21 protein-coding genes and 1 pseudogene are annotated in these 23,540 nt (G+C 69.8%); 11 read left to right on the top strand and 11 right to left on the bottom strand.

The annotated features are described in order from the left end of the window. Positions 1 to 36: 36 nt before the first annotated feature. Both ACSDR0_RS24250 and ACSDR0_RS24255 read right to left on the bottom strand, forming a co-directional pair. Positions 37 to 1,377: a glutamyl-tRNA reductase gene (locus ACSDR0_RS24250; RefSeq protein ID WP_435291166.1), complete on the bottom strand. Its 1,341-nt coding sequence runs from the start codon at positions 1,375 to 1,377 to the stop codon at positions 37 to 39. 163 nt (positions 1,378 to 1,540) lie between these two features. Further along, positions 1,541 to 2,248: a redox-sensing transcriptional repressor Rex gene (locus ACSDR0_RS24255; RefSeq protein ID WP_329089022.1), complete on the bottom strand. Its 708-nt coding sequence runs from the start codon at positions 2,246 to 2,248 to the stop codon at positions 1,541 to 1,543. Between the two features lie 294 nt (positions 2,249 to 2,542). Here ACSDR0_RS24255 and ACSDR0_RS24260 point away from each other — a divergent pair, with 294 nt between their 5' ends. Further along, entirely contained in the window at positions 2,543 to 2,791 is a 249-nt protein-coding gene (locus tag ACSDR0_RS24260) for a glutaredoxin family protein (RefSeq protein ID WP_329089021.1), read from the top strand. Positions 2,792 to 3,091: 300 nt separating this feature from the next. Here the strand turns inward: ACSDR0_RS24260 and ACSDR0_RS24265 are convergent, their stop codons facing one another. After that, a complete protein-coding gene (locus ACSDR0_RS24265; protein ID WP_435291167.1) occupies positions 3,092 to 4,729 on the bottom strand; it encodes a putative quinol monooxygenase in 1,638 nt (545 codons plus the stop codon). A 421-nt stretch (positions 4,730 to 5,150) separates the two neighbouring features. Here ACSDR0_RS24265 and ACSDR0_RS24270 point away from each other — a divergent pair, with 421 nt between their 5' ends. From ACSDR0_RS24270 to ACSDR0_RS24280, 3 genes are all read left to right on the top strand, one after another. After that, complete coding sequence (locus ACSDR0_RS24270; protein ID WP_435291168.1) at positions 5,151 to 5,795, top strand: sigma-70 family RNA polymerase sigma factor; 645 nt, start codon at positions 5,151 to 5,153, stop codon at positions 5,793 to 5,795. Between the two features lie 218 nt (positions 5,796 to 6,013). Then, the gene (locus ACSDR0_RS24275; protein WP_435291169.1) at positions 6,014 to 6,679 is read left to right on the top strand and encodes a DUF5667 domain-containing protein; all 666 of its coding nucleotides are present in this window, start codon (positions 6,014 to 6,016) and stop codon (positions 6,677 to 6,679) included. Positions 6,680 to 6,901: 222 nt separating this feature from the next. Further along, positions 6,902 to 7,801, top strand: a complete 900-nt coding sequence (locus tag ACSDR0_RS24280; RefSeq protein WP_435291170.1) for an HAD family hydrolase — start codon at positions 6,902 to 6,904, stop codon at positions 7,799 to 7,801. 72 nt (positions 7,802 to 7,873) lie between these two features. Here ACSDR0_RS24280 and ACSDR0_RS24285 read toward each other — a convergent pair whose 3' ends face one another. The 8 genes from ACSDR0_RS24285 to proC all read right to left on the bottom strand — a co-directional run bounded on the left by ACSDR0_RS24285 (position 7,874) and on the right by proC (position 15,467). Then, the gene (locus ACSDR0_RS24285) at positions 7,874 to 8,908 is read right to left on the bottom strand and encodes a lysophospholipid acyltransferase family protein (RefSeq protein ID WP_435291171.1); all 1,035 of its coding nucleotides are present in this window, start codon (positions 8,906 to 8,908) and stop codon (positions 7,874 to 7,876) included. Next, positions 8,905 to 9,930: an NAD-dependent epimerase/dehydratase family protein gene (locus ACSDR0_RS24290; RefSeq protein ID WP_435291172.1), complete on the bottom strand. Its 1,026-nt coding sequence runs from the start codon at positions 9,928 to 9,930 to the stop codon at positions 8,905 to 8,907. Before ACSDR0_RS24290 ends, ACSDR0_RS24285 begins: the two co-directional genes overlap by 4 nt. Before the next feature lie 20 nt (positions 9,931 to 9,950). Continuing rightward, positions 9,951 to 10,049 carry a 30S ribosomal protein bS22 gene (locus ACSDR0_RS24295; protein WP_018654693.1) on the bottom strand — a complete coding sequence of 33 codons (99 nt, stop codon included), beginning with the start codon at positions 10,047 to 10,049 and terminating at the stop codon, positions 9,951 to 9,953. A gap of 305 nt (positions 10,050 to 10,354) precedes the next feature. Continuing rightward, entirely contained in the window at positions 10,355 to 10,558 is a 204-nt protein-coding gene (locus ACSDR0_RS24300) for a helix-turn-helix domain-containing protein (protein ID WP_012887307.1), read from the bottom strand. Between the two features lie 322 nt (positions 10,559 to 10,880). Further along, positions 10,881 to 11,720, bottom strand: a complete 840-nt coding sequence (locus tag ACSDR0_RS24305; protein ID WP_435291227.1) for a phosphatase — start codon at positions 11,718 to 11,720, stop codon at positions 10,881 to 10,883. A 260-nt stretch (positions 11,721 to 11,980) separates the two neighbouring features. Next, the gene (locus tag ACSDR0_RS24310; protein WP_435291173.1) at positions 11,981 to 13,144 is read right to left on the bottom strand and encodes an acetoin utilization protein AcuC; all 1,164 of its coding nucleotides are present in this window, start codon (positions 13,142 to 13,144) and stop codon (positions 11,981 to 11,983) included. Between the two features lie 215 nt (positions 13,145 to 13,359). Then, positions 13,360 to 14,598, bottom strand: coding sequence for an MFS transporter (locus ACSDR0_RS24315; RefSeq protein WP_435291174.1), 1,239 nt, complete (start codon positions 14,596 to 14,598; stop codon positions 13,360 to 13,362). 74 nt (positions 14,599 to 14,672) lie between these two features. After that, a complete protein-coding gene (gene proC / locus ACSDR0_RS24320; protein WP_435291175.1) occupies positions 14,673 to 15,467 on the bottom strand; it encodes a pyrroline-5-carboxylate reductase in 795 nt (264 codons plus the stop codon). Here proC and ACSDR0_RS24325 point away from each other — a divergent pair, their 5' ends adjacent. From ACSDR0_RS24325 to clpB, 7 genes and pseudogenes are all read left to right on the top strand, one after another. Next, on the top strand, positions 15,468 to 15,764 hold the full coding sequence (locus tag ACSDR0_RS24325; protein ID WP_435291176.1) for a hypothetical protein: 297 nt from the start codon (positions 15,468 to 15,470) through the stop codon (positions 15,762 to 15,764). A gap of 37 nt (positions 15,765 to 15,801) precedes the next feature. Next, positions 15,802 to 16,290: a hypothetical protein gene (locus ACSDR0_RS24330; protein WP_435291177.1), complete on the top strand. Its 489-nt coding sequence runs from the start codon at positions 15,802 to 15,804 to the stop codon at positions 16,288 to 16,290. Between the two features lie 370 nt (positions 16,291 to 16,660). After that, complete coding sequence (dnaK, locus tag ACSDR0_RS24335) at positions 16,661 to 18,532, top strand: molecular chaperone DnaK (protein ID WP_435291178.1); 1,872 nt, start codon at positions 16,661 to 16,663, stop codon at positions 18,530 to 18,532. A gap of 28 nt (positions 18,533 to 18,560) precedes the next feature. Next, positions 18,561 to 19,178, top strand: coding sequence for a nucleotide exchange factor GrpE (gene grpE, locus ACSDR0_RS24340; protein ID WP_435291179.1), 618 nt, complete (start codon positions 18,561 to 18,563; stop codon positions 19,176 to 19,178). 34 nt (positions 19,179 to 19,212) lie between these two features. Continuing rightward, positions 19,213 to 20,409 (top strand): molecular chaperone DnaJ, encoded by a 1,197-nt coding sequence (dnaJ, locus tag ACSDR0_RS24345; RefSeq protein ID WP_435291180.1) that lies wholly within the window; start codon positions 19,213 to 19,215, stop codon positions 20,407 to 20,409. Positions 20,410 to 20,411: 2 nt separating this feature from the next. Continuing rightward, a pseudogene (locus tag ACSDR0_RS24350) lies at positions 20,412 to 20,664 on the top strand (heat shock protein transcriptional repressor HspR); the annotation flags it as partial. A gap of 224 nt (positions 20,665 to 20,888) precedes the next feature. Beyond that, positions 20,889 to 23,471, top strand: coding sequence for an ATP-dependent chaperone ClpB (clpB, locus tag ACSDR0_RS24355; RefSeq protein WP_435291181.1), 2,583 nt, complete (start codon positions 20,889 to 20,891; stop codon positions 23,469 to 23,471). The last annotated feature ends 69 nt before the right edge of the window (positions 23,472 to 23,540 follow it).

A 23,540-nucleotide genomic window follows, 5' to 3' on the forward strand; every position in this document is an offset into this window, starting at 1 on the left:
GCCTCGTTCCCAGCCGGAGCGGAGGGGAAACGCTGCTCACAGGCCTGCCTCCTTCTTGCTCGGCTCGGTGTTCTTACCCGGCTCGGCATCGATCGTCTCGATGCGCCTCACCGCTTCGGGCACCTTCGGGTCAAGATTGAACAGCTCACGCAGGGCTTCCGCGTAATGATCGCCCGCCGGGGACTCCGCCAGCTGCTTGACGCGCACGGTGGGCTCGTGGAGCAGCTTGTCGACCACGCGCCTGACGGTCTGGGCGACCTCGTCCCTGACGCGTCCCTCAAGATCGGGGACCCGCGCGACGAGCCGCCCGAGCTCCGCCTCGACCACCTGGGCCGCCTTGCTCCGCAGCGCCACCACGGTCGGCGTGACGCGCGCGGCGCGCTCGGCCGACAGATAGGCGGTGACCTCCTCGGCCACGATGCCGCGCACGGCCACGACCGCCTCGGCGCGACCGCCGTCGTCGGTACCGGCGTCGGCCTCGCTCTTCTGCATGGACTCCAGGTCGACCAGGGTCACGCCGGGCAGCCGCCGCACGGCGGGGTCGATGTCGTGCGGCAGGGCCAGGTCCAGCAGGAACGTCTCGTGGGGGGTCACCATGTCGGCCGTGATGACCACGTCGGTGGCGCCGGTGCAGGAGATGACCAGGTCGGCCCCCGCCAGCTCGGCCGCCAGGTCGCCGAATCCGGCGGCCCTGCCGCCGACCGTCTGTGCCAGCCGCACCGCGCGGTCGTGGGTCCGGTTGACCACCACGATGTCGGTGACGCCCGCCCGCTGCAGGGTCGCGGCGGAAAGGGCGCTCATCGAGCCCGCGCCGACCACCAGGGCCCGCTTCCCCTGGAGGGGGCCGAGGGTGCGCTCGGCGAGGGTGAGCCCCACGCCGACGAGGGAGGCGCCCGCCCGGTCGATGCCGGTCTCGGTGTGGGAGCGCTTGCCCACCCGCAGTGACTGCTGGACGAGCTCGTTGAGCGTCGGGCCGAGCGTGCCCTCATGCTGGGCGAGCCTGAGCGCCGACCGCACCTGGCCGAGGATCTGCCCCTCTCCCACGACCATCGAGTCGAGGCCGGAGGCGACCGAGAACAGGTGCTCGACGGCGCGGTCCTCGTAGTGCACGTAGAGGTGGGAGGCCAGCTGCTCCATGGGAACGCCGGAGTGGGCGCTGAGCAGCCGGGACAGGGAGGTCACCGCGGCGTGGAACCGGCCGACCTCGGCGTAGACCTCGACCCTGTTGCACGTGGAGACGACTATGGCCTCGGCGACGTGGACGTCCTGCTGGACGTCCTGGAGCAGCTTCACCAGCGAGTCACCGGAGACGGAGACCCGTTCCAGCAGGGCCACCGGTGCCGTCCGGTGGCTCAGGCCGACGACGAGAACGCTCATCGGCCCTCTCCCGCCTGCCGGGGAAGGGCACGATCCGCTCTCGTGCTCGTACGCGTGGCCGCGGTGCCGGTATGTGCCGCTGTCGTCACGGCTGTCACGCTCGTCATGATTGTCCGGGAGAGCCGGGAGATGCCGTGCCCGTCAGCTCGTGCGCCGTGTCTCTTCACAAGTCCACCGCCTCGGGCCACTCCTCGGCCATCGCGGGCCCCCCAGTCATCCGATCCGCCTTGCGTTGCTCGTGGAACGCCAGGATCTGCAATTCAATTGATAGGTCGACTTTACGGATATCAACGCCTTCCGGCACGGAAAGGACGACGGGGGCGAAGTTCAGGATGCTGGTGACCCCCACGGCGACAACCCGGTCGGCCACCTGCTGGGCCGCCACGGCCGGTGTCGCAAGCACCACGATCGACACTCCCCGCCGTCTTATCACGGCTTCCAGCTCGTCGATGTGCTCCACATTCAATCCCGCGATGTGGTCGCCCACCACTTCGGGGTCGGCGTCGAGCAGCGCCGCGACCCTGAACCCGCGGGAGACGAACCCGCCGTAATTGGCGAGCGCACGCCCGAGGTTACCCACTCCGACGATGGCCACGGCCCAGTCCTGGGTGAGACCCAGCTCACGGGAGATCTGGTAAATGAGATATTCGACGTCGTAGCCGACCCCGCGGGTCCCGTACGACCCGAGGTGGGAGAGATCCTTGCGGAGTTTCGCCGAGTTGACGCCCGCCGCGACGGCGAGGTCCTCCGAGCTCACGGTCGCCAGGCCACGCTCGGCCATGCCGTTCAGCGCTCGCAGATAGAGCGGCAGCCGGGCGACGGTCGCCTCGGGTATGCCGCGTTCGCGGGCTTGGGACAGACGGCGGATCACGTGCCGGAACTCCAGGGGGACAGGCGGCCGGCGCGGCCCGGACGCGACGGATGACGAGGTGAAACCACTGTCATTCAGGTTAGTCCTTTTGTGAACCGGTGCACAAAGTGAGTGTTCACAATCTTGGCCGCGTCCCCCGCCGGTCCGTCCTCCGACCCCCTCACCAGGCCCTGGACCTGCGCCTTCGACGGGCGCGAGCACCGCCGCCACCGGGTTTTCCCAGCCGTGGGACCGGATCCTCACCCCTCGCCGCGAGGGCCGGCGCGGCGCCGCGATTCGGCTACCGTGGCGGTCATGTCACCGCGAGACCATCGCATCACCCTGCTCGGCAAGCCCGGTTGCCACCTGTGCGACGACGCGCGGGCCGTGATCGAGCGGGTCGCCACGGAACTCGGCGTGCCGTGGGAGGAACGCGACATCACGGCCTCCGAGGAGGACCAGGCCCGCTACTGGGAGATGATCCCCGTCACCCTCGTCGACGGGGTGCAGCACGACTTCTGGCGCGTCGACGAGAGCCGCCTCCGCGCCGCCCTCGGCGCCTGAGGGCGAGGGCCCGCCTCCCGTACGGCGTTTCCGGGGATCTTCCGCGCCGCCCGGGACGCGGCCGTCGCGAGAGCCGGGCGGGCCGTCACCGTGGCGGGAGCCGGGCGGGCCGTCACCGTGGCGGGAGCCGGGCGGGCCGTCACCGTGGCGGGAGCCGGGCGGGCCGTCACCGTGGCGGGAGCCGGGCGGGCCGTCACCGTGGCGGGAGCCGGGCGGGCCGTCACCGTGGCGGGAGCCGGGCGGGCCGTCACCGTGGCTCCGGCGCGCGGGCGGCCGCCTGACGGGCCGCCCGCGACGCGCTCACGCCCTGAAGGCCGTCGGGAGCGGCATGACCTTCGCGGCGTTCACGGTGAGTTCGATCACATTGGTGGCGAGCACCATCGCCTGGCGCTCGGTGACGAAGCGCTGCGTCTGGGGCTGGCGCTGGTGGTCGGCGTAGGCGACCTCGTCACGGTAGAGCTCGTAGACGATGCGCTGGAGGGGCGCCGACTTCACCGAGTGGCAGGTGTAGACGAGCGTGTCCGGCTCGGAGCGGCGCACCGCCTCGACGGTCTCCTCGGCGAGCCGGTCGAACCTCTCGCCGGTGCCGTCGAGCAGGGTGAAGACGGTCAGCAGGCCGAAAATGCTCGGCGAGGGACGGTTCGAGCCGCCCGGGAGGTCACCGGCACCGCCCGGCATCCCCGGCCCGCCCTGCATTCCCGGCCCGCCCGGATACAGGGCACCGGTCGAGGGGGTGGCGCCGAACGCCTGGTCGTAGCCCGGGGAGCCCCCACGGTCATAGCCCCGGGAGCCTCCGCGCCCCTGCTCGGAGCCCGAGGAGGGCGCGCCGCCGAAGGCCTGGTCGGCGGGCATGGGCTGGAGGCTGCCCGGCCTGCCGGGTCCGGGCACGCCCGGCCTGCCGAACTCGCCGGTGCCGGGCCCCACGGGCCTGCCGAACTCGCCTGTTCCCGAGCTGGGCGGCCTGCCGAACTCGCCGGTGCCCGAGCTGGGCGGCCTGCCGGAACCCGCGGCGCCGTGCCTGCCGAACTCGCCGGCCGGGATGTTGTACTCGCCGGTCGCGGGACCGGCGGTCGGCATGCCGAACTGGCCGGTGACCGGCGGCGGCTGCTGCTGCCTGCCGGGATCACCACCGCGCCTGCCGGGGTCACCACCGGGCGGCTGGTCGGCGGGCGGCATGCCGTACTCACCCGCCATGAACATCCCCGTGGCGGGGCCACCGAACCTGTCGTCGTGTGGAGAGGGTTGCTGCCGCATGCGCGCAGCGTAGTCGACGTCCTGCTCACCCGCCCGATACTCGGCCACGAGGTCGCCGAGGCCGGAGCGGCGGGGACCCTCCTCGGCCAGAGCGCGGGCCGGGGGATTCTCCGGGGTCACGCGGCGGCCGGCGACCTGCACGTCGCGGGGCTGGTACTCGGGGCGGCGGGGCTGCGGGGGACGGTCCTCCCACTCGTCGTCCGTGTCGTCCGCGTCCTCGTCGTCGTCCTCGTAGGGCGCGAGCGGGCGGAGCATGGCGTACCAGACGGCGGCGGCGGTGACGAAGAGCAGGAGCGCGGTGAACATCCCGGGCACCGCGAAGCTGACGGCTCCGACGAGGGCGAGGCCGGTGGGGCCGAGCACCAGGAGCGCGTGCATGTTGTCCGCGTCGTAGTCGTCACCGCCGCGCCAGCGGACGACCGCCAGCACCAGGCCGCCCAGCAGCACGAGCGCGACGATCACGTGGACGGTCCCGAGCAGGTAGGCCGGAGGCAGGTTCCAGTGGCGGCTGCCCAGCGGGAGGACCTTGGTGAAGTCCTTCTCCTGCAGGACCGGGTCGACCGCCAGGATCACCGCGGCGATGACGGTGAGGGCGATCCCCAGGAGCCAGGAGGAGAACCTGGCCGCGCCCTTGCGGGCCAGCAACTGGATGACCCCGACGGTCAGCCAGAGGGGCGCCAGCATGGATCCGGTCAGTTGATAAATACGGAATGTGCCCGCCCCAAACCCGATCAAGTAACCGGTGGCGATTACACCGAGTGAGACGGAGAGAGACGCCGTCGTGATGCTCCAGGCGATCAGCCAGCCCTTGGGCTCACTGCGGAGGCGACTGACGAGAGCACCGGTGGCGATGGCTGCGAGCAATGCACCGGCGAAGGCGATGACAGCGACGAGGACTTCCATGGTGTCTCCAATGCTGCCGGACATTACCCCCCAACCGGTAGCCGAACCCTCGGTTGGCTCCCGGAGCCGGTTTGAAACAACCGCCCCCACACCGTATCTGGCGATTACCCCCAGTCACGACGCTTCAAAGTGGATTGTGCAATTACCCGTTGATTTCTAGAGTGAGCGAGCACGCCGTACCCCCTCCCCTCAGGGATACCGGATGCCTGAAACGTGGCCGCTCGCCGGGCACCTCCCCACGACAGCCGGGGTAGCCCAGCCCGTCCGCAGTAGTGACCTCACCGTGCGTGAGGATGCCTCCGAAGAACTCCGGAGGCTTGTTTTGCGTGCCAAAACCGGAGACTCGGATGCTTTTGGCACGCTCTATGATCGTTACCTCACCCTGGTGTACCGCTACGTCTATTTCCGGGTCGGCTCACACCCGCTGGCCGAGGATCTCACGAGCGAGACCTTTCTCCGCGCGCTCCGCCGGATCACGGACTTCACGTGGCAAGGGCGTGATTTCGGGGCCTGGCTCGTGACCATCGCGAGGAACCTGATCACCGATCACTTCAAGTCCGGCAGATACCGCCTTGAGGTCACGACGGCCGAGGTGATCGACACACCGCTCGACGGCCCGCACATCCCGGAGAACGCCGTCGTCACCGCGATGATCAGCGATCGGGTGCTCACCGCCGTCCGTGACCTCGGCCCCGAGCAGCAGGAATGCGTGGTGCTGCGCTTTTTGCACGGCATGTCACTGGCGGAGACCGCGCTCATCATGGGCAAGAAGAGCGGTGCCATCAAGGCGCTCCAGTTCCGCGCGATCCGCGCCCTGGCCCGCGCGCTCCCCTCGGACCTCAGCTGACATCAACCGACACCGGCCAACACCGGCCGACCGACACCGACCGACCGACATCGGTTGATATCGACCGACATCGGCTGACACCGCCTCACGGCCGCGACCGCCACGCCCGGGACGATGTTCCCCATGCCGATGGGGCGCAGCGCGTAACCTGCCGTGCCGAGTCGTCGTTAGGCAAGTGACACCGATGGATCATGAGCTGGGGGCGGCAGGGAGCGTTCATGGGGAAATGGCTGCCCGGATTCTCGCGGAGGTCGCAGGCGCGCATCCAGAACCGCGTGTCACGGCTCGGAGCCCGCATGGCGGTCGGTCCCCGGCCCGAGTTCAACGCCAGGCTCCGCGAGCAGCTCACGCAGTCCCCTCCCGGAGAGGATGTCCCCGAGGAGCGGCCGGTGGGCCCCCGCCACTCCCGGCGGAGGTCCCGGGTGGGACTGTTCCCGCAGTTGCTGAGCATCGCCCTGGTGGCCTCGATGGTCATTTCCGGGATATGGACCTACCGGTCGATGCCCGGTGACACCTTCTACCCGCTCAAGCGCGCCGCCGAGGGGACGCTGTTCCACCTGAGCAGCGACGACGCCGAGCGGGCCGACCGCTCCTTCGGCTACGCCGAGACCCGGGCCCGCGAGGTCAAGGAACTCCTGGGCTCCGGCGAGCACGAGGAAGTGATCGGGGAGACCCTCCAGGCCATGGAGGACACCACGCGCTCCGCGGTGACCTCCCTGCGGCAGATACGGCGCCGCGACTCCGCGCGCGCCAAGGAGCTCAAGCGCTTCGTCCAGAAACAGCGCACCCAGATCGCCGGGATGATCCCCAAGATGGGCGCCGAGAACCAGCGCAAGGCTCACGTCTACCTCAACTACATCGAGGGCCTGGCCCCGCCCGAATAGCCGGTCCCGTACGGAACCGGCCTCGCCGTCACGGACCGCCACGGACGGGAACCGGGCGGCCGTGCCGCCTCCGGCGTCCCGGTTCGCGACGCCGGAACCCGAAGACCGGCCCCGCCGGGCTCGCGCGACGCCCTACGGCCGCCGTACGACGCCAAGACGTCACATCCGGCTAACACGGACGCTACCGATCTCACCCCCCTGTCACGGTTAAGCTGAGGTGCTATGAGGCGGCTACTACGACGGCGGGACGAAGCGGGCACGACCGGGCGGGCGACGATCGGAGAGATCGCGGCCGGAGAGGTCGCGGCCGCGGCCGCCGTGGCGATGCCGATGGCCGAGCCCGACCCGGTGTCCGCCGCCTTCTTCGACGTCGACAACACCATGATGCGCGGCGCCTCCATCTACCACTTCGCCCGCGGCCTCGCCTCCCGGGGCCTGTTCACCAGCAGGGATCTGTTCAGGTTCGCGCTCGGCCAGGTGGTCTTCAGGATCCGCGGCGACGAGAACCCCGCTCACATCGAGGAGGCCAGGGAGACTGCGCTGGCGTTCGTGGCGGGCAACAAGGTCGAGGAGATCGTCAGGCTCGGTGAGGAGATCTACGACGAGGTGATGGCCGACCGCATCTGGGCGGGCACCCGCGCCATCGCGCAGGCACACCTCGACGCGGGCCAGCGGGTCTGGCTGGTCACCGCGACCCCGGTGGAGCTGGCCCGCGTGATCGCCCAGCGCCTCGGCCTGACCGGCGCGCTCGGCACCGTCGCGGAGACCGAGAACGGCGTCTACACCGGCCGCCTGGTCGGCGACCTGCTCCACGGCCCCGCCAAGGCGGAGGCCGTCAGGGCCCTGGCCCGCAGGGAGGGGCTCGACCTGTCCCGCTGCTCCGCCTACAGCGACTCGGCCAACGACCTGCCCCTGCTCTCCCTCGTCGGCCACGCCACCGCGATCAACCCCGACGCCGAGCTGCGCGACTTCGCCCGGCTGAACAGCTGGGACATCAAGGACTTCCGTACGGGGCGCAAGGCGACCATGGTCGGCCTGCCCATCGCGGCGGGCGCCGGGGCCATCGCGGGCGGCATCGCCGCCGCCGTCGCCCTGCACCGCCACTACCGCTCCCGCCGCTGACCTCCCGCCCGCGCCGCGGGGCCCCTCTCGCGGTACGCCGGGGACCGTGAAAGGCCCCTGGACCCGGGAGCCTCAGAAAAAGGGCGGGAAGGCGTGGCCTCGCCTGAGCCTGAGCTCGTCGAGCTGCTGCTGGACGGCTTCCCTGACCTGGTCGGTGAGGTTGAAGACCAGCATGGGGTCGTCGGCGTCGGCGGGGTCGAGCTCGTCGGTGCGGATCGGCTCGCCGAAACCGATCATCCACTTGGACGGGAGCGGGACCAGCCCGAGAAGCCCGAACCAGGGGAACAGCGGCGTGACCGGCAGGTAGGGAAGACCGAGCGCCCTGGCCAGGAAGCGCAGGTCGCCGATCTTGGGGTAGATCTCCTCCGCGCCCACGATGGCGCAGGGAACGATCGGCACGCCCGCGCGGATGGCGGAGGCGACGAAGCCGCCCCGGCCGAAGCGTTGCAGCCGGTAACGGTCGGAGAACGGCTTGCCGACCCCCTTGAAGCCCTCGGGGAAGACCCCGACGAGCTCGCCCTTGCGAAGCAGCCGGTCGGCGTCCTCGCGGCAGGCGAGGGTGTGGCCGGTCTTGCGGGACAGGTGGCCGAGCACCGGGAGCCGGTAGACCAGGTCGGCCCCCAGGAGACGGAGCGCGCGACGGTCGGGGTGGTCGTCGTACAGGGCGACCTGGAGCATGAGACCGTCGAGCGGGAGGGTGCCCGAGTGGTTGGCCACGATCAGGGCTCCGGAGTCGCCGGGCACGTTGCCCATGCCGACGGTCTCGGTGCGGAACCAGTGGCGGTACAGCGGGCGGATCAGCTCCAGCAGCACCCTGTCGGTGAGCTCCGGGTCGAACCCGAACTCGTCGACCTCGTACTCTCCGGTCACACGGCGGCGCAGGAAGGCGAGCAGCTCGGCCAGCCGATGATCGTCGTCTTCCTCGCCGGCCGGCCGGCCGGAAAAGGGCGAGTCGGCTCCGAAGACGGGACCGTCTTCGGAGACAGGCTCGCCGGGCGCTTCGGGGAAGGGCTCGCCGGGCGCGCCGGGGAGGTGCCTGCGGGAGGCGCGGACCCTGGTGATGGGAATCACCTCGGCGTCCCCGCTCTCATCCGCCGTCTCGCTCATCCCGTCACCGGCCGGGACACCATGTCCATCAGGGCCGCGGGAAGGCCTCCGGCCAGGTCACGCGCACGGACGAAATCCTCGAAGGCCGCCGCGGTGGAGAACTTCGGTCTCCAGCCCAGAGCCGTGGACAGCGCGGTGGTGTCGACCACGCGCCCGTGGCACATCAGGCGGAGCTGCTCGGGGGAGAAGTCGACCAGTCCCGCGCTCCGGGCGAGCTCGCCCATGAAGCGGAAGACCGGGGAGGGGACGGGCATCGGGAGCAGGCCCGCCCTGCGCGCGCACTGCGACAGGAGCAGCACACCGTCTCCGGCCACGTTGAACGTGCCCGGGTGGTCTTCCATCGCCATCCGCCGCAGCACCTCGACCGCGTCGTCCTCGTGGACGAACTGCAGCCGCGGGTCGAACCCGAACACGGTCGGCAGGACGGGCTGGGCGAAGTAACGCGTCAGCGGTGAGTCGACGCCGGGTCCCATGAAGTTGGCGAACCTGAGCGTCGACACCGCGACATCGCGCCGCCGCCTGGCGAAGCCCCGGACATAACCCTCCACCTCGGAGGCGTCCTTGGCGTAGCCACGGCCCGGCGGCTCTCCCGGCTCGGCGTCCTCGGTGAAGACCGCGGGGTCGTGCGGGGAGGAACCGTAGACGGCGGTGGTCGAGCGCACGACGACACGGCGGACCGTCGCGGACCGCTGACAGGCACCGAGCAACTGCATGGTGCCGATGACGTTGTGCTCCTTCATGAGCGCCCGGCCACCGCTCCTGGGAGGAGCGCTCACCAGGCTCATGTGAACGACGGTGTCGATGTCGGCGGCCGCGATCACCTGGGCGATGTCGGGGCTGCGAAGGTCGACGCGGACGAACTCCATCCGGCCGAGAGGTACGCCGCCATCACGTGAGAGCGAGGGCGGCGGCACCGTATCCACTCCGATGACCCGGTCGATGTCCGGGTCATCCGCGAGAACGCTCGCCACTCGGGCGCCGATGTGGCGCGAGACCCCGGTGACAAGCACGGTGTGGGTCATCGGCGCCTCGCAGATCCGCGCTACTTCTTGTTACGCCGCTGGATGCGGGTCTTCTTCAGAAGCTTGCGGTGCTTCTTCTTCGCCATGCGCTTACGGCGCTTCTTGATCACAGAGCCCACGGGACCCCCAGGTAGCTGGTAGCCGAGATTGTCGAACCGGTGCGCGAGAGCACACCGGCACAACAGACTACCGGCGATCCACGGTAGATCGCCCCTGGGGGGACCCCGGGCGCATGAACTCACGACGTGGCGACCACGTCGCTACCCCGATGAGACACGGACCGAAGCTCTCACGGTCATACCGGAAATCGTGTCCCGGTCAGACCGGAAGAGCAGGACCGTGAGCGGCCCAGCACGCCTCGCTCACCTCACGGCCGGATCGTCCTCCCCGGCCGCTCGGCTCGACGCGTCGAGCTCACCCTGCCTCAACCTGCCTCGATGTAGGCGTCCCTGAGATAATCGTGCACCGCCTGCTCCGGCACCCGGAAGGATCGACCGACCCGGATGGCCGGCAGCTCGCCCGAATGCACGAGTCGGTACACAGTCATCTTGGACACCCTCATGACAGTGGCCACTTCTGCCACCGTCAGGAACTTCACCTCGCTGAGAGGTCTTTCGCCTGCACCCATCGGACGCCTCTTCCGCACGTGTATCCGGGTTATCCCCACTGGTGCCATTGCTCACGCACGTGTACTGCCGTCAGCGTAAGTCGGGACCCCCGTCACGCAAACCCCCTATTTTCTCAGCCTTTAGGGTCCTACGTCAGCGGAACCGACAAAATCGCTGGCCAGCAGCCGGACCGTGCCCCTCGCATTGATCTTGGAACGGACCAACTGTCTCCCATTAGAGTCGCCCACAATCACCAAAAAGTTGGCAAACGGTCGGCGAGGTACGTGGAATGCAGGCGCGAAATACCCGTATAGGGATGACCTAAATTGCGCATCCCCCGCCTCAGAGGGCTCGCACGACCCTCTCGACCAGGTGGTGTGTCAGCGGTTCGTAATACCTCGGTAGCACGTTGTCATCAAGCGGAACGGTGACCGCGATCTTGCCTTCGGCCTCCCCGACGAAGAGGGCGGGGTCGTTGCTGTCGGCGAACCCGACCGTGAGGATGCCCGCCTCGCCCGCCGCCCCGGCCCAGCCATGGTCGGCGATCACCAGGTCGGGACGGTCGCCGTCCAGCTCGGCGAGCATGGCGCGCATCGGGGCGGGGTCGTGGGTGTGCACGAAGGCGCCCTTGTCGTCGAGCATCGCGACGTCGTCCATGTAGCGGATCTTGCGCCTGCGGCCGAACCCGCTGCCCCAGTACGACCAGCCCTCGGCCGGCGCCATCAGGGTCACGCCGCGTGCCCTCAGCATCCGGGCCAGGGCCATGTGGATGGTGAGGAGGCCGGTGGGGTGACCGGTGGCGATCAGGACCCTGGGGTCCTTCCCCCGGACCACCCCGGCGATCGTGTCGCCCATCTTCTCGACCGCCTCGATCGTGCGGTCGGGGTCGATGGTGTCCTGCCCCTCCCGGTGCTCGGGGTCGGCCACGACGCCCGCGGACTTGGCCATCAGTTCCAGCACGTCCCGGTAGGACCAGGCGCCGTCCATCGTCAACCCGAACATGTAGTACGGGTCGCGGTTGGACAGCGACCGGTAGTGGTCCAGATTGTTCTCCCGGCTGGTCGCCACGTCACCGGCGATCCGGGTACGGATCAGGTGCTCACGAAGCTCGGTCCGAGCCACCGGCGACGCCTCGCGTCGCGGCTCGGGTGCTGGAATCCGGTGACTTCCCTCGTCACCCATCCACTCGTCCACCGCCAAACGCGACGCCTCGCGTCGCGGCTCGGGTGCTGGAATCCGGTGACTTCCCTCGTCACTCATCCACTCGTTCCTCGCTACTTCGTTCCTCGGTCCAGTTCACCGGCGCACCCTCGCGGGCCACTTCGTTCCTCGGTCCAGTTCACCGGCGCACCCTCGCGGGCCACTTCGTTCCTCGGTCCAGTTCACCGGGGACCCCCGCGAGCCGTTTCATTCCTCGGTCCGGTTCACCGGCGGACCGTGTGTCACGGGAGGGGATCGAGCCCGTGGAAGGGGAAGACGGCATTCCTCGTCGCCATGATGGCTCGGTCGATCGGGTCTGCTGGGTCATAACCAGCGGAGAAATCGCGAAATTCCGGATCACGACCATCGGTCAGCGTCAACGGCGCCGTCTGGTTGGTCCGTTCCTTGACGAACTCGCGCCACGCGTCGGGAGTAGCGGTCCCGGGATCGAGGGGGTGGCCCGCCACCTCCGCGATCAGGTGGGTCCAGGCCCGGGGCACGACCTGCACCAGCTCGTAGCCCCCGCCGCCGGTCACGACCCACCGCCCGCCCGCGGTCTCGTGGGCCAGCTCGTGCAGCGCCGCGTACGCGGTCCGCTGGCCGTCCAGGCTGAGCATCAGGTTGGCCAGCGGATCGAGGGCGTGGCTGTCGCAGCCGTGCTGGGTGACCAGGATCTCGGGGGCGAACTCCCGCAGCAGCGGCGGGACCACCGCGTGGAAGGCCCTGAGCCAGCCGCTGTCGCCACATCCGGCGGGCAGGGCCACATTGACCGCGGTGCCCTCCGCGCCGCGCTCCTCGGGGAACCCCGTGCCGGGGAAGAGGGTGCGAGGGCTCTCGTGCAGGCTGATGGTGAGAACCCTGGGGTCGTCGTAGAACAGCGCCTGCACGCCGTCGCCGTGGTGCACGTCCACGTCCACATAGGCGATCTTGGATGCCCCCTGGGCCAGCAGCCACGCGATCGCCGCGCCCGGGTCGTTGTAGACGCAGAAGCCGCTCGCCCCGGCGGCCATCGCGTGGTGCAGGCCGCCCGCGACGTTGACCGCGTGCTCGGCCTCGCCGCTCCACACCGCGCGGGCCGCGGCCAGGCTGGCACCGGTGATCAGCGCGGACGCCTCGTGGACCCCGGCGAAGGCCGGGTTGTCCGTGGTGCCGAGCCCGTAGGCCACGTCGGGCCTCCCGGTGGCGGAGACCCGCTTGACGGCCTCGATGTAGTCGCGCTCGTGGACGAGGGCCAGCTCGTCGTCGGTGGCGGGCGCGCAGCCGCCCATCTCCACCTGGTCCAGCACGCCGAGCTCCCTGGCCAGCGCCATGGTCAGCTCGACCCGTACGGGCGCGAGCGGGTGCCCCGGGCCGAAGTCGTAGGAGGTGAGCGCATCGTCCCAGACAACCCGCACGGACCGGCTCATGCGCACTCCCTGTCTGGTCGCGACGCCGCGCGTCACGACCCGATCTTCCTGCTCCGGCTCGACGTTACCGCACGTGTACGGAATGGCGTTTACGCAGCCGTCTCGGAGGGCGGGCCCGTTTTCACCTGAGGAAAATATCCGGATTTATTGCTATTAACGGGCATGTTTGGCCGACCCCGCTGAGCGCCTCCGGAACGCCGTACCCCCAGCGGACGTCAGGCCGAGGAGACCCTGCGCAGTCCCCTGACGGCGGGGACCAGCAGGAGGGAGGCACAACCGGCCACCGCCACGATCGTGGACACCGTCAGCAGCTGCGGCGCGCCCACCACCCCGGCCACCGGACCGGCGAGCACCTGGCCCACCGGGACGAACAGGGTCGAGCCGGCGACCTCGTACGCGGTGACCCGGTTGAGCGCCTCCGCGGGCACCTGGGTCTGGATGCTCGTGGCCCACATGACCGACCAGAACGCCCACCCCGCGCCGCCGATCACGTGCGCGGCCATGAGGACCGCGGGCGGCGACGCCACGGCGATGGAGAGCGGCTCCAAGGCGAAGCCGAACAGGCCGATCGCGCCGGCCATCAGCGGCCGTCCAGGGCGGACCCGCATGGCGACCAGGCCGCCGACGATGGTGCCCGCCCCGGAGGCGGACATGACCAGGCCGTAGGCGGTCTCACCGAGCCGCTCGCTGATCAGCACCGAACCCAGCGGGATCATCGGGCCGAACAGGGTGACGCCGAAGACCGCCCAGACCAGGATCACCGACCACATCCAGGTCCTGGACCGGAACTCCTGCCAGCCCCCGCGCAGGTTGCGCCACATCGACTGCTCTGCGACCGGGCCCGCGACCACGGGCAGGCGCAGGAGGAGCAGGCACACCGCGCTGACGGCGAAGCCCACGGCGTCGATCGCGAAGACGACGCCGACGCCGGAGAAGCCGACGATGGCACCGGCGACGCCGGGCCCGGCCAGCAGCATGATCGACTCGGAGACGCGCAGGGTGGCGTTGGCCTTCTGCACGTCCCGCGCCACGCGCGGGACCGTGCTGGAGACGCCGGGCTGGTACATCGCGGCGGCGACGCCGTTGATCGCGGAGATGACGAGGATCTGCCAGAGGTCCGGCCTGCCGAAGACGAACAGCGCCGCGCCGGTCCCCTGGCTCAGCACCCTGACCGTGTCGGCGCCGATCATCATGCGGCGCGGCGTGAACCTGTCGGCGAAGACCCCGCCGAACAGGATGAGCACCGCGAAGGGCGCCATCCACGCGGCCAGCGCCAGCCCCACCCCCGTGGGGCCGTAGCCGAGCCCGCCCACGCCCACCGCCGTCGCGAACGGGACCATCGCGGCCCCCAGCATGGAGACGGACCTGGCGGTGAAGAAGAGCAGGAAGCTCCGCGTCCAGACGGCCGGTCCGGCCTGTTCCCGCTGCTCGTCAGCCGATACGGCCTGCCCCACGATCGCCTCATTCCCCCGGAGTTCCGTGGGAAATGATGCCGTATGTAGGAAAGTTTCCTATTAGAGGGGTGGGCTCAGCCCTCGGCGAGCTGGCGTCCCCGATCCCTGGCGGCCTCGATGGCGGCCAGGAAGGCGGCACGGACGCTGTGCCGCTCCAGCTCGGCGATGGCCGCGATGGTCGTACCGCCCGGCGAGGTGACCGCCTCGCGGAGGATCACGGGGTGCTCCCCCGAGTCACGGAGCATGATCGCCGCCCCGACGATCGACTGGGTGACCATGTCGAGGGCCGCGGCGCGGGGCATGCCGAGCAGGATGCCGGCGTCGACCATGGCCTCGACCAGGTAGAAGAAGTAGGCGGGACCGCTGCCCGACAGGGCCGTGGCCGCGTCCTGCTGCGACTCGGGGATGCGCAGCACCTTGCCGACCGGGCTGAACAGGTCCTCGGCGCGCCTGAGGTGCTCCTCGGAGGCGTGCGCGCCCGCCGAGATGACACTCATCGCCTCGTCGACCAGCACCGGCGTGTTGGACATGACCCGGACCACCGGGATGTCGGCACCGAGCCGCGCCTCGACGAACGCGGTCGTGATCCCCGCCGCCGCCGAGACGACCAGGCGGTCGGCCGGGATGTGCCCGGCGATCTCGGCGAGCAGAGCTCCCATGTCCTGCGGCTTGACCGCGAGGATGATCGTGTCGGCGTCCTTGGCCGCCTCTGCGTTGGAGGCCACCCGCACGCCGTACCGCTCCGCGAGGGCCTGGCCCCGCTCGGCGCGCCGCGCCGTCGCGATCACGTCGCCCGGCTTGAACCCGGCCCTGAGCAGCCCGGACAGCAGGGCCTCCCCCATCTTGCCGGTTCCAAGAATCGCGATCATGTGAGCACCTCGAAATCGTGGATCGGAACTCCCCGCAGCCTATCGGCCCCGCCACCGGAGGAATTCATCGATCTCTGCCGCCTGGCGGCCGTCCCCGAGTCCGCGTGGCGCTGGGTGGAGAACGCGCAGTACAAGCTCACCCAGAAGGGCCGGCACCGCTCCGCCGGGCCGATCGACTTACTGCTGTGCGCGACCGCCGTGCACCACGGGTTGACCGTGTTGCACGTCGACCAGGACTTCGTCACCGTCTCGGCGGTCATGGCCGAGGTTCGGCAGCGCGACATCAGAGTGTCCTGAACCTCTCAGGACCGCGATCCGTCTTAGGGGTATGCGTATGATCGCGACCTCTATCCTGGCCGGAAGCCTCCTGCTGGCGCTGGGCTGCGGCGCCGAACCCAGCGCCACGGTCACCGCCGCCGCCCCCTCTCGACCGGTGAGTCAGGCCACCTCCATCCCCGGTGGCCCCTCCGAACCCGCGGGCCACAGCGTGGCCCCCCGGGAGGAGCCCACGAGTGGTACCCCCAAACCGACGAAACCCGAGGGCCACACCGACAACCCCCGCAAGGTCAGGTGGCTGAAGGCCAAGCCGTCGAAGGACGGCCGGAGCCTGAAGGTCACCTGGTGGTCCGGCGTGGAGCCGTGCAACGTGCTCGACCGGGTCACCGTGCGCGAGACCTCCAAGCGGGTGACGGTCACCCTCTGGGAGGGCCCGAGCAGCAAGGCCCAGAACGTCGCCTGCATCGAGATCGCCATCCAGAAGGTGACGACCGTCAAGCTCAAGAAGCCCCTCGGCTCCCGCAAGGTGGTCGACGGCGCCCGCTGACGCGGCACCCCGCGCGAAAGACGCCGTACCGGAGGCCGCACGCCCCGCTTCCCGGCCTCAACCGGATGGATGCGTCCTTCGAGGACCATGACCAACCCCGCCCGCCTTCGGAACAGGCCTGTTCCGAAGGCGGGCGGGCGTCGTACGAGCCCCGCCGGCGGCGACCCGGAGCCCCTGGTCACCGCCGGGGAACGATCGCGCCGGTTCCCTCGTCAGAGGAGGTGGCGGCCACCGGTGTGTTTCCCCGGAAACGGGGAATGCCCCCGCGCGGCAGAAGGTTGAGCCCAGTAGACTCAAGTCGTTTGACAAACGTCACACGAGGTTCCACTATGAGTCTCATCGACTCAACTTTGACTACAAGGACGTACTCATGGCACGTGCGGTAGGTATCGACCTGGGGACGACCAACTCCGTCGTCTCGATTCTTGAGGGCGGTGAGCCCACCGTCATCGCCAACGCTCAGGGTTCGCGGACCACGCCGTCCGTGGTCGCGTTCGCGAAGAACGGCGAGGTCCTCGTCGGAGAGGTCGCCAAGCGGCAGGCCGTCACCAACGTCGACCGGACGATTCGCTCGGTCAAGCGCGAGATGGGCACCAACTGGTCCGTCGAGATCGACGGCAAGAAGTCCAACCCGCAGCAGATCAGCGCGTTCGTCCTGCAGAAGCTGAAGCAGGACGCGGAAGCCTACCTGGGCGAGAAGATCACCGACGCGGTGATCACCGTTCCCGCCTACTTCAACGACGCCCAGCGCCAGGCCACCCAGGAGGCCGGCACCATCGCCGGCCTGAACGTGCTGCGCATCATCAACGAGCCCACCGCGGCCGCGCTGGCGTACGGCCTCGACAAGGAGAAGGACGAGACCATCCTCGTCTTCGACCTCGGCGGCGGCACCTTCGACGTGTCCCTGCTCGACGTCGGCCAGGAGGACGGTCACGGCTTCGTCGAGGTCAAGGCCACCAGCGGCGACAACCACCTCGGTGGCGACGACTGGGACCAGCGCGTCGTGGACGAGCTGGCCAACCGGTTCAAGAACGCGCACGGCGTCGACCTGACCAAGGACAAGATGGCCCTGCAGCGCCTGCGCGAGGCCGCCGAGAAGGCCAAGATCGAGCTCTCCAGCCAGTCGGAGACCTCCATCAACCTTCCCTACATCACCGCCTCGGCCGAGGGTCCCCTCCACCTGGAGGAGAAGCTCACCCGCGCCGAGTTCCAGCGGATCACCGCCGACCTCCTCGAGCGGTGCAAGGGCCCGTTCAACCAGGTCGTCAAGGACGCCGGAATCAAGGTCTCCGACATCGCCCACGTGGTGCTCGTCGGCGGCTCGACCCGCATGCCCGCCGTGGCCGAGCTCGTCAAGGAGCTGACCGCGGGCCAGGAGCCCAACAAGGGCGTCAACCCGGACGAGGTCGTGGCCATCGGCGCCGCCCTGCAGGCCGGCGTGCTCAAGGGCGAGGTCAAGGACGTCCTGCTGCTCGACGTGACCCCGCTGAGCCTGGGCATCGAGACCAAGGGCGGGATCTTCACCAAGATCATCGAGCGCAACACCACGATCCCGACCAAGCGCTCCGAGGTCTTCACCACGGCCGAGGACAACCAGCCGTCGGTGCAGATCCAGGTCTACCAGGGCGAGCGCGAGATCGCCGCCTACAACAAGAAGCTGGCCACCTTCGAGCTGACCGGCATCGCCCCGGCGCCGCGCGGCATCCCGCAGATCGAGGTCACCTTCGACATCGACGCCAACGGCATCGTCAACGTCTCCGCCAAGGACCTCGGCACCGGCAAGGAGCAGACGATGACGATCACCGGCGGCTCCGCGCTGCCGAAGGACGACATCGAGCGCATGATGCGCGAGGCCGAGTCCTACGCCGAGGAGGACAAGAAGCGTCGCGAAGAGGCCGAGGTCCGCAACAACGCCGACTCGCTCGTCTATCAGACCGAGAAGTTCCTCGGCGAGAACGCCGAGAAGGTCCCGGACGACATCAAGACCGAGGTCAACGCGGCCGTCGCCGAGCTCAAGAAGGCTCTGGAGGGCACCGACTCGTCCGAGATCCGCACCTCCGCCGAGAAGCTCGCCACGGTCAGCCAGAAGATGGGATCCGCCATCTACGCCCAGGCGCAGGGCTCCGAGGCCCCGGCCGGCGCCCCCGGCGCGGACGCCACCGACGGGCAGAAGTCCGACGACGACGTGGTCGAGGCCGAGATCGTGGACGACGAGCCGAAGCGCGACAACGGCGCCAAGTGACGGTCGGAAAGCCGAGGGGAGTACCAGCGTGAGCACGCGCGAGAACGGTTCCGAAGAGGAGCCGGTGATCCGCGACAACCGGAAGATAGACCCGGAGACGGGGCAGGTACGCGAGCCGAAGCCGGCCGAGACCACGGCCCAGAACGACAAGGAGCAGGCGGCCGACAGGTCGTCGTCCTCCCTGGCGTCAGACCTGGCCTCGATCGAGCTGGCCACCCAGCTCGCCGAGCGGACCGCGGACCTGCAGCGCCTTCAGGCCGAGTATTCCAACTATCGCAAGCGGGTCGAGAGAGACCGCGTGGCCGTCAAGGAGCAGGCGGTGGCCGGCGTGCTGGCCGAGCTGCTGCCGGTCCTCGACGACATCGGCCGGGCCCGCGACCACGGGGAGCTGACCGGCGGCTTCGCCAAGGTGAGCGAGTCACTGGAGGCGGCCACGGGGAAGCTGGGGCTGAGCACCTTCGGCACCAAGGGCGAGCCGTTCGACCCGATGGTGCACGAGGCTCTGATGCACAGCTACTCCCCCGAGGTCACGGAGCCGACCTGCGTGGAGATCCTGCAGCCCGGTTACCGGATCGGCGAGCGAGTGCTCCGCCCCGCGCGCGTCGCGGTCGCGGAGCCAGAAGAGCCCGCCGCGGACGACAACTGACACCCCCACATCTGATCTCTGAGAAGGAACGTAGATGAGCACCAAGGACTACCTGGAGAAGGACTACTACGCCGTCCTTGGTGTGCCCAAGACCGCTACGGCCGATGAGATCAAGAAGGCGTACCGGAAACTGGCCAGGCAGTATCACCCGGACGCCAACCCCGGAAGCTCCGCGACCTCCGCGAGCACCGCCAAGTTCAAGGAGGTCTCGGAGGCGTACGACATCCTTTCCGACACCAAGCGCCGCAAGGAGTACGACGAGGCGCGGGCGCTGTTCGGATCGGGTATCGGCGGCTACGCGGGGGCCGGGGGGGCTCCGCGCTCGGGCGGTTTCCCGTTCGACCTGGGAGACCTGTTCGGAGGGACCGGCCAGCAGCAGAGCGGCACCGGAGAGCGCATCGGCGACATCTTCGGCGGGCTCTTCAACCGGGGCGGCACGAGCCGCCCCGGGGGGACGGCGACCAGGGCGCGGCGCGGCCAGGACATCGAGTCCGAGGTCTCGCTCTCCTTCTCCGAGGCGGTGGAGGGCACCACGGTGTCGCTCCGCCTGACCAGTTCCTCCGCGTGCACCGGATGCGGAGGGACCGGCGCCAAGGCCGGAACCACCCCGCGGGTCTGCCCGACCTGCGAGGGCACCGGGGCGGCCAGCCGCAACCTCGGCAACTTCGCCTTCTCCGAGCCGTGCCGCGACTGCAAGGGCCGCGGTCTGCTGGTGGACGACCCGTGCCCGGTGTGCGACGGGAGCGGGCGGGGCAAGAGCACCCGCACGATCCAGGCCCGCATCCCGGCGGGGGTCGGCGACAACCAGCGCATCAAGATCAAGGCCAAGGGCGCGCCCGGCGAGAACGGTGGTCCCGCCGGTGACCTCTACGTCCAGATCCACGTCAAGCCGCACCCCGTGTTCGGCAGGACGGGAGAGAACCTGACGGTCACCGTCCCGGTCACCTTCACCGAGGCCGCGCTGGGCGCCGAGATCAAGGTGCCGATCCTCAAGGGGCTGCCGGTCACGCTGCGCATCCCCGAGGGCACCCCCAACGGCCGCACCTTCCGGGTGCGCGGCAGGGGCGTGGCCCGCAAGGACGGCACCAAGGGCGACCTGCTCGCCACGATCGAGGTCCTGGTGCCCCAGCAACTGGAGGACAAGGCGAGGGGCGCCCTTGAGGAGTTCCGCGATGCCACCTCGGGTGGTGACCCGCGGGCGGACCTGATCGAACAGGCCAGAAGCGAGTAGCCATGGAAGCCAACTACTTCGATCTGTCGGACGACACACCCGTCTACGTGATCTCGGTGGCCGCCCAGCTGTCGGGTCTGCATCCGCAGACCCTTCGCCAGTACGACCGTCTCGGCCTGGTCAGTCCAGGCCGTACGGCGGGGCGCGGACGCCTGTACTCCACCCGCGACATCGTGATGCTCCGCGAGGTCCAGCGGCTCTCCCAGGAGGAGGGCATCAACCTCGCGGGCATCAAGCGAATCCTGGTCCTCGAGACGGAGGCCCTGCGCCTGCGTGACGAGAACCACCGCCTGCGCGCGGAGATGAACACGATCCGCGCGCTCATCCAGTACCAGCTGCCCCCCGCCTGAGACTCCGTCCCACGCCTTGAGGACGCGCCTGTGACAGGCCGTGAGAACGCGCCGGTGTCACACGCCCGCGAGGACACGCCGGGCCGGCGTCGCCATTGACACAGCACTTTCGAGTGAGGCCTGACAAGCATGGACTACAAGCTCACCCAGAAGAGCCAGGCGGCGGTCTCCTCCGCCATCAGGCGGGCGGCCGCCGAGGGCAATCCCGAGGTCGCTCCCGCCCATCTGTTCACCGCGCTGCTCGCCCAGACCGGCGGCACCGCCGTACCCCTGCTCGAAGCGGTGGGCGCCGACTGGAAGCAGTTGCGGGTCGAGGCCGAGAAGCAGCTCGCGGCCCTGCCGAAGGCGCAGGGCTCCACGGTCAGCGCCCCGTCGAGCTCCCGGCAGCTCCTCACCGTGATGAACACCGCGGCCCAGCGGGCCCGCGGCCTTGAGGACGACTACGTCTCGACCGAGCACCTGCTGGTCGGCCTCGCCACCGACGGCGGCCCGATCGCCGCCCTGCTCAAATCCAACGGCGCGAGCCCGAACGCGCTGCTCGACGCCTTCGAGAAGGTTCGCGGGCACGCCAGGGTGACCAGCGAGACCCCGGAGGACACCTACCAGGCGCTGGAGAAGTACGGGATCGACCTGACCGAGCGGGCCAGGGCGGGCAAGCTCGACCCGGTGATCGGCCGCGACTCGGAGATCCGGCGCGTCATCCAGGTGCTCAGCCGCCGTACCAAGAACAACCCGGTGCTCATCGGCGAGCCCGGCGTCGGCAAGACCGCCGTGGTGGAAGGGCTGGCCCAGCGGATCGTCGCGGGCGACGTCCCCTCCAGCCTGCGCGACAAGCGCCTGATCGCCCTCGACCTCAGCGCGATGGTCGCCGGCGCCAAGTACCGCGGCGAGTTCGAGGAGCGCCTCAAGGCGGTGCTCGGCGAGATCAAGGAGAGTGACGGCCAGGTCGTCACCTTCATCGACGAGCTGCACACCATGGTCGGCGCGGGTGCCGCCGAGGGCGCGATGGACGCGGGCAACATGCTCAAGCCCATGCTGGCCCGCGGCGAGCTGCGGATGATCGGCGCGACCACGCTGGACGAATACCGCGAGCGCATCGAGAAGGACCCGGCGCTGGAGCGGCGGTTCCAGCAGGTCTACGTGGGCGAGCCCACCGTCGAGGACACCATCGCCATCCTGCGCGGCCTCAAGGGCCGCTACGAGGCGCACCACCAGGTCCAGATCTCCGACGGCGCGCTCGTGGCCGCCGCGGCGCTCTCCGACCGCTACATCACCTCCCGCTTCCTGCCCGACAAGGCGATCGACCTCGTCGACGAGGCGGCCTCCCGGCTCCGCATGGAGATCGACTCCCGTCCGGTGGAGATCGACCAGCTCCAGCGGAACGTCGACCGGATGAAGATGGAGGAGCTGGCGCTCGCCAAGGAGACCGACGAGAGCAGCCTGCAGCGGCTGGAGCGGCTCCGCGGGGAACTCGCCGACCGCCAGGAGGACCTCAACGGCCTGGTCGGCCGCTGGGAGCGGGAGAAGGCGGGGCTCAACCGGGTCGGCGACCTGAAGAAGCAGATCGACGAGGTGCGGAGCGCCGCCGAGCGCGCCCAGCGCGACGGCGACTTCGAGGCCGCCTCGCGGCTGATGTACGCCGAGGTGCCCAACCTGGAGGCCGAGCTCGCCGAGGCCAGCAAGGCCGCCCAGCCCGAGAACCCCATGGTCAAGGAGGAGGTCGGCTCCGACGACATCGCCCAGGTGATCTCATCGTGGACCGGCATCCCCGCGGGCCGGCTGCTCGAGGGCGAGACCAGCAAGCTGCTGCGCATGGAGGAGGAGCTCGGCAGGCGGCTGATCGGCCAGCGGCAGGCAGTCGAAGCGGTCTCCGACGCCGTACGGCGGGCGCGGGCGGGCATCTCCGACCCGGACCGGCCGACCGGCAGCTTCCTGTTCCTCGGCCCGACGGGTGTCGGCAAGACGGAGCTGGCCAAGGCGCTGGCGGACTTCCTGTTCGACGACGAGCGGGCGATGGTCCGCATCGACATGAGCGAGTACGGCGAGAAGCACAGCGTCGCGCGCCTGGTGGGGGCACCGCCCGGCTACGTGGGCTACGAGGAGGGCGGCCAGCTCACCGAGGCCGTGCGGCGCAGGCCCTACGGCGTGGTGCTGCTGGACGAGGTCGAGAAGGCCCACCCGGAGGTCTTCGACATCCTGCTCCAGGTGCTCGACGACGGGCGGCTCACCGACGGGCAGGGCCGGACGGTCGACTTCCGCAACGTGATCCTGATCCTCACCTCCAACATCGGCTCGCAGTTCCTCGTGGACCCGGGCATGGCGAAGGAGGCCCAGCGGTCCGCCGTGATGGCCGCGGTCAGGAGCTCGTTCAAGCCGGAGTTCCTCAACCGGCTCGACGACGTGATCCAGTTCGACGCGCTCGGCACCGAGGAGCTGTCCAGGATCGTGGACCTGCAGGTGGTCCATCTGGCCAGGCGCCTGGCGGACCGGCGGCTCACGCTGACCGTGACCCCGGCGGCGCGCGACTGGCTGGCGCTGACGGGATACGACCCGCTGTACGGCGCGCGTCCGCTCCGCCGCCTCGTCCAGTCCGCGATCGGCGACAAGCTGGCCAAGGAGGTGCTCTCCGGCGAGGTCCAGGACGGCGACGAGGTGCTGGTCGACCTCGACGAGGCGAGCGACTCCCTGGTCATCGGCCCGGTAAGGGCCTGACAGCCGCCGGTAATGGCTTGACCACCATTGAACTAAGCGCGCCCCCGAGCAAGGCCCCACTGTTACGTT

This window comes from Streptosporangium sp. G11 (assembly GCF_051192615.1).
In the GTDB taxonomy this organism is placed as follows: Bacteria; Actinomycetota; Actinomycetes; order Streptosporangiales; family Streptosporangiaceae; genus Streptosporangium.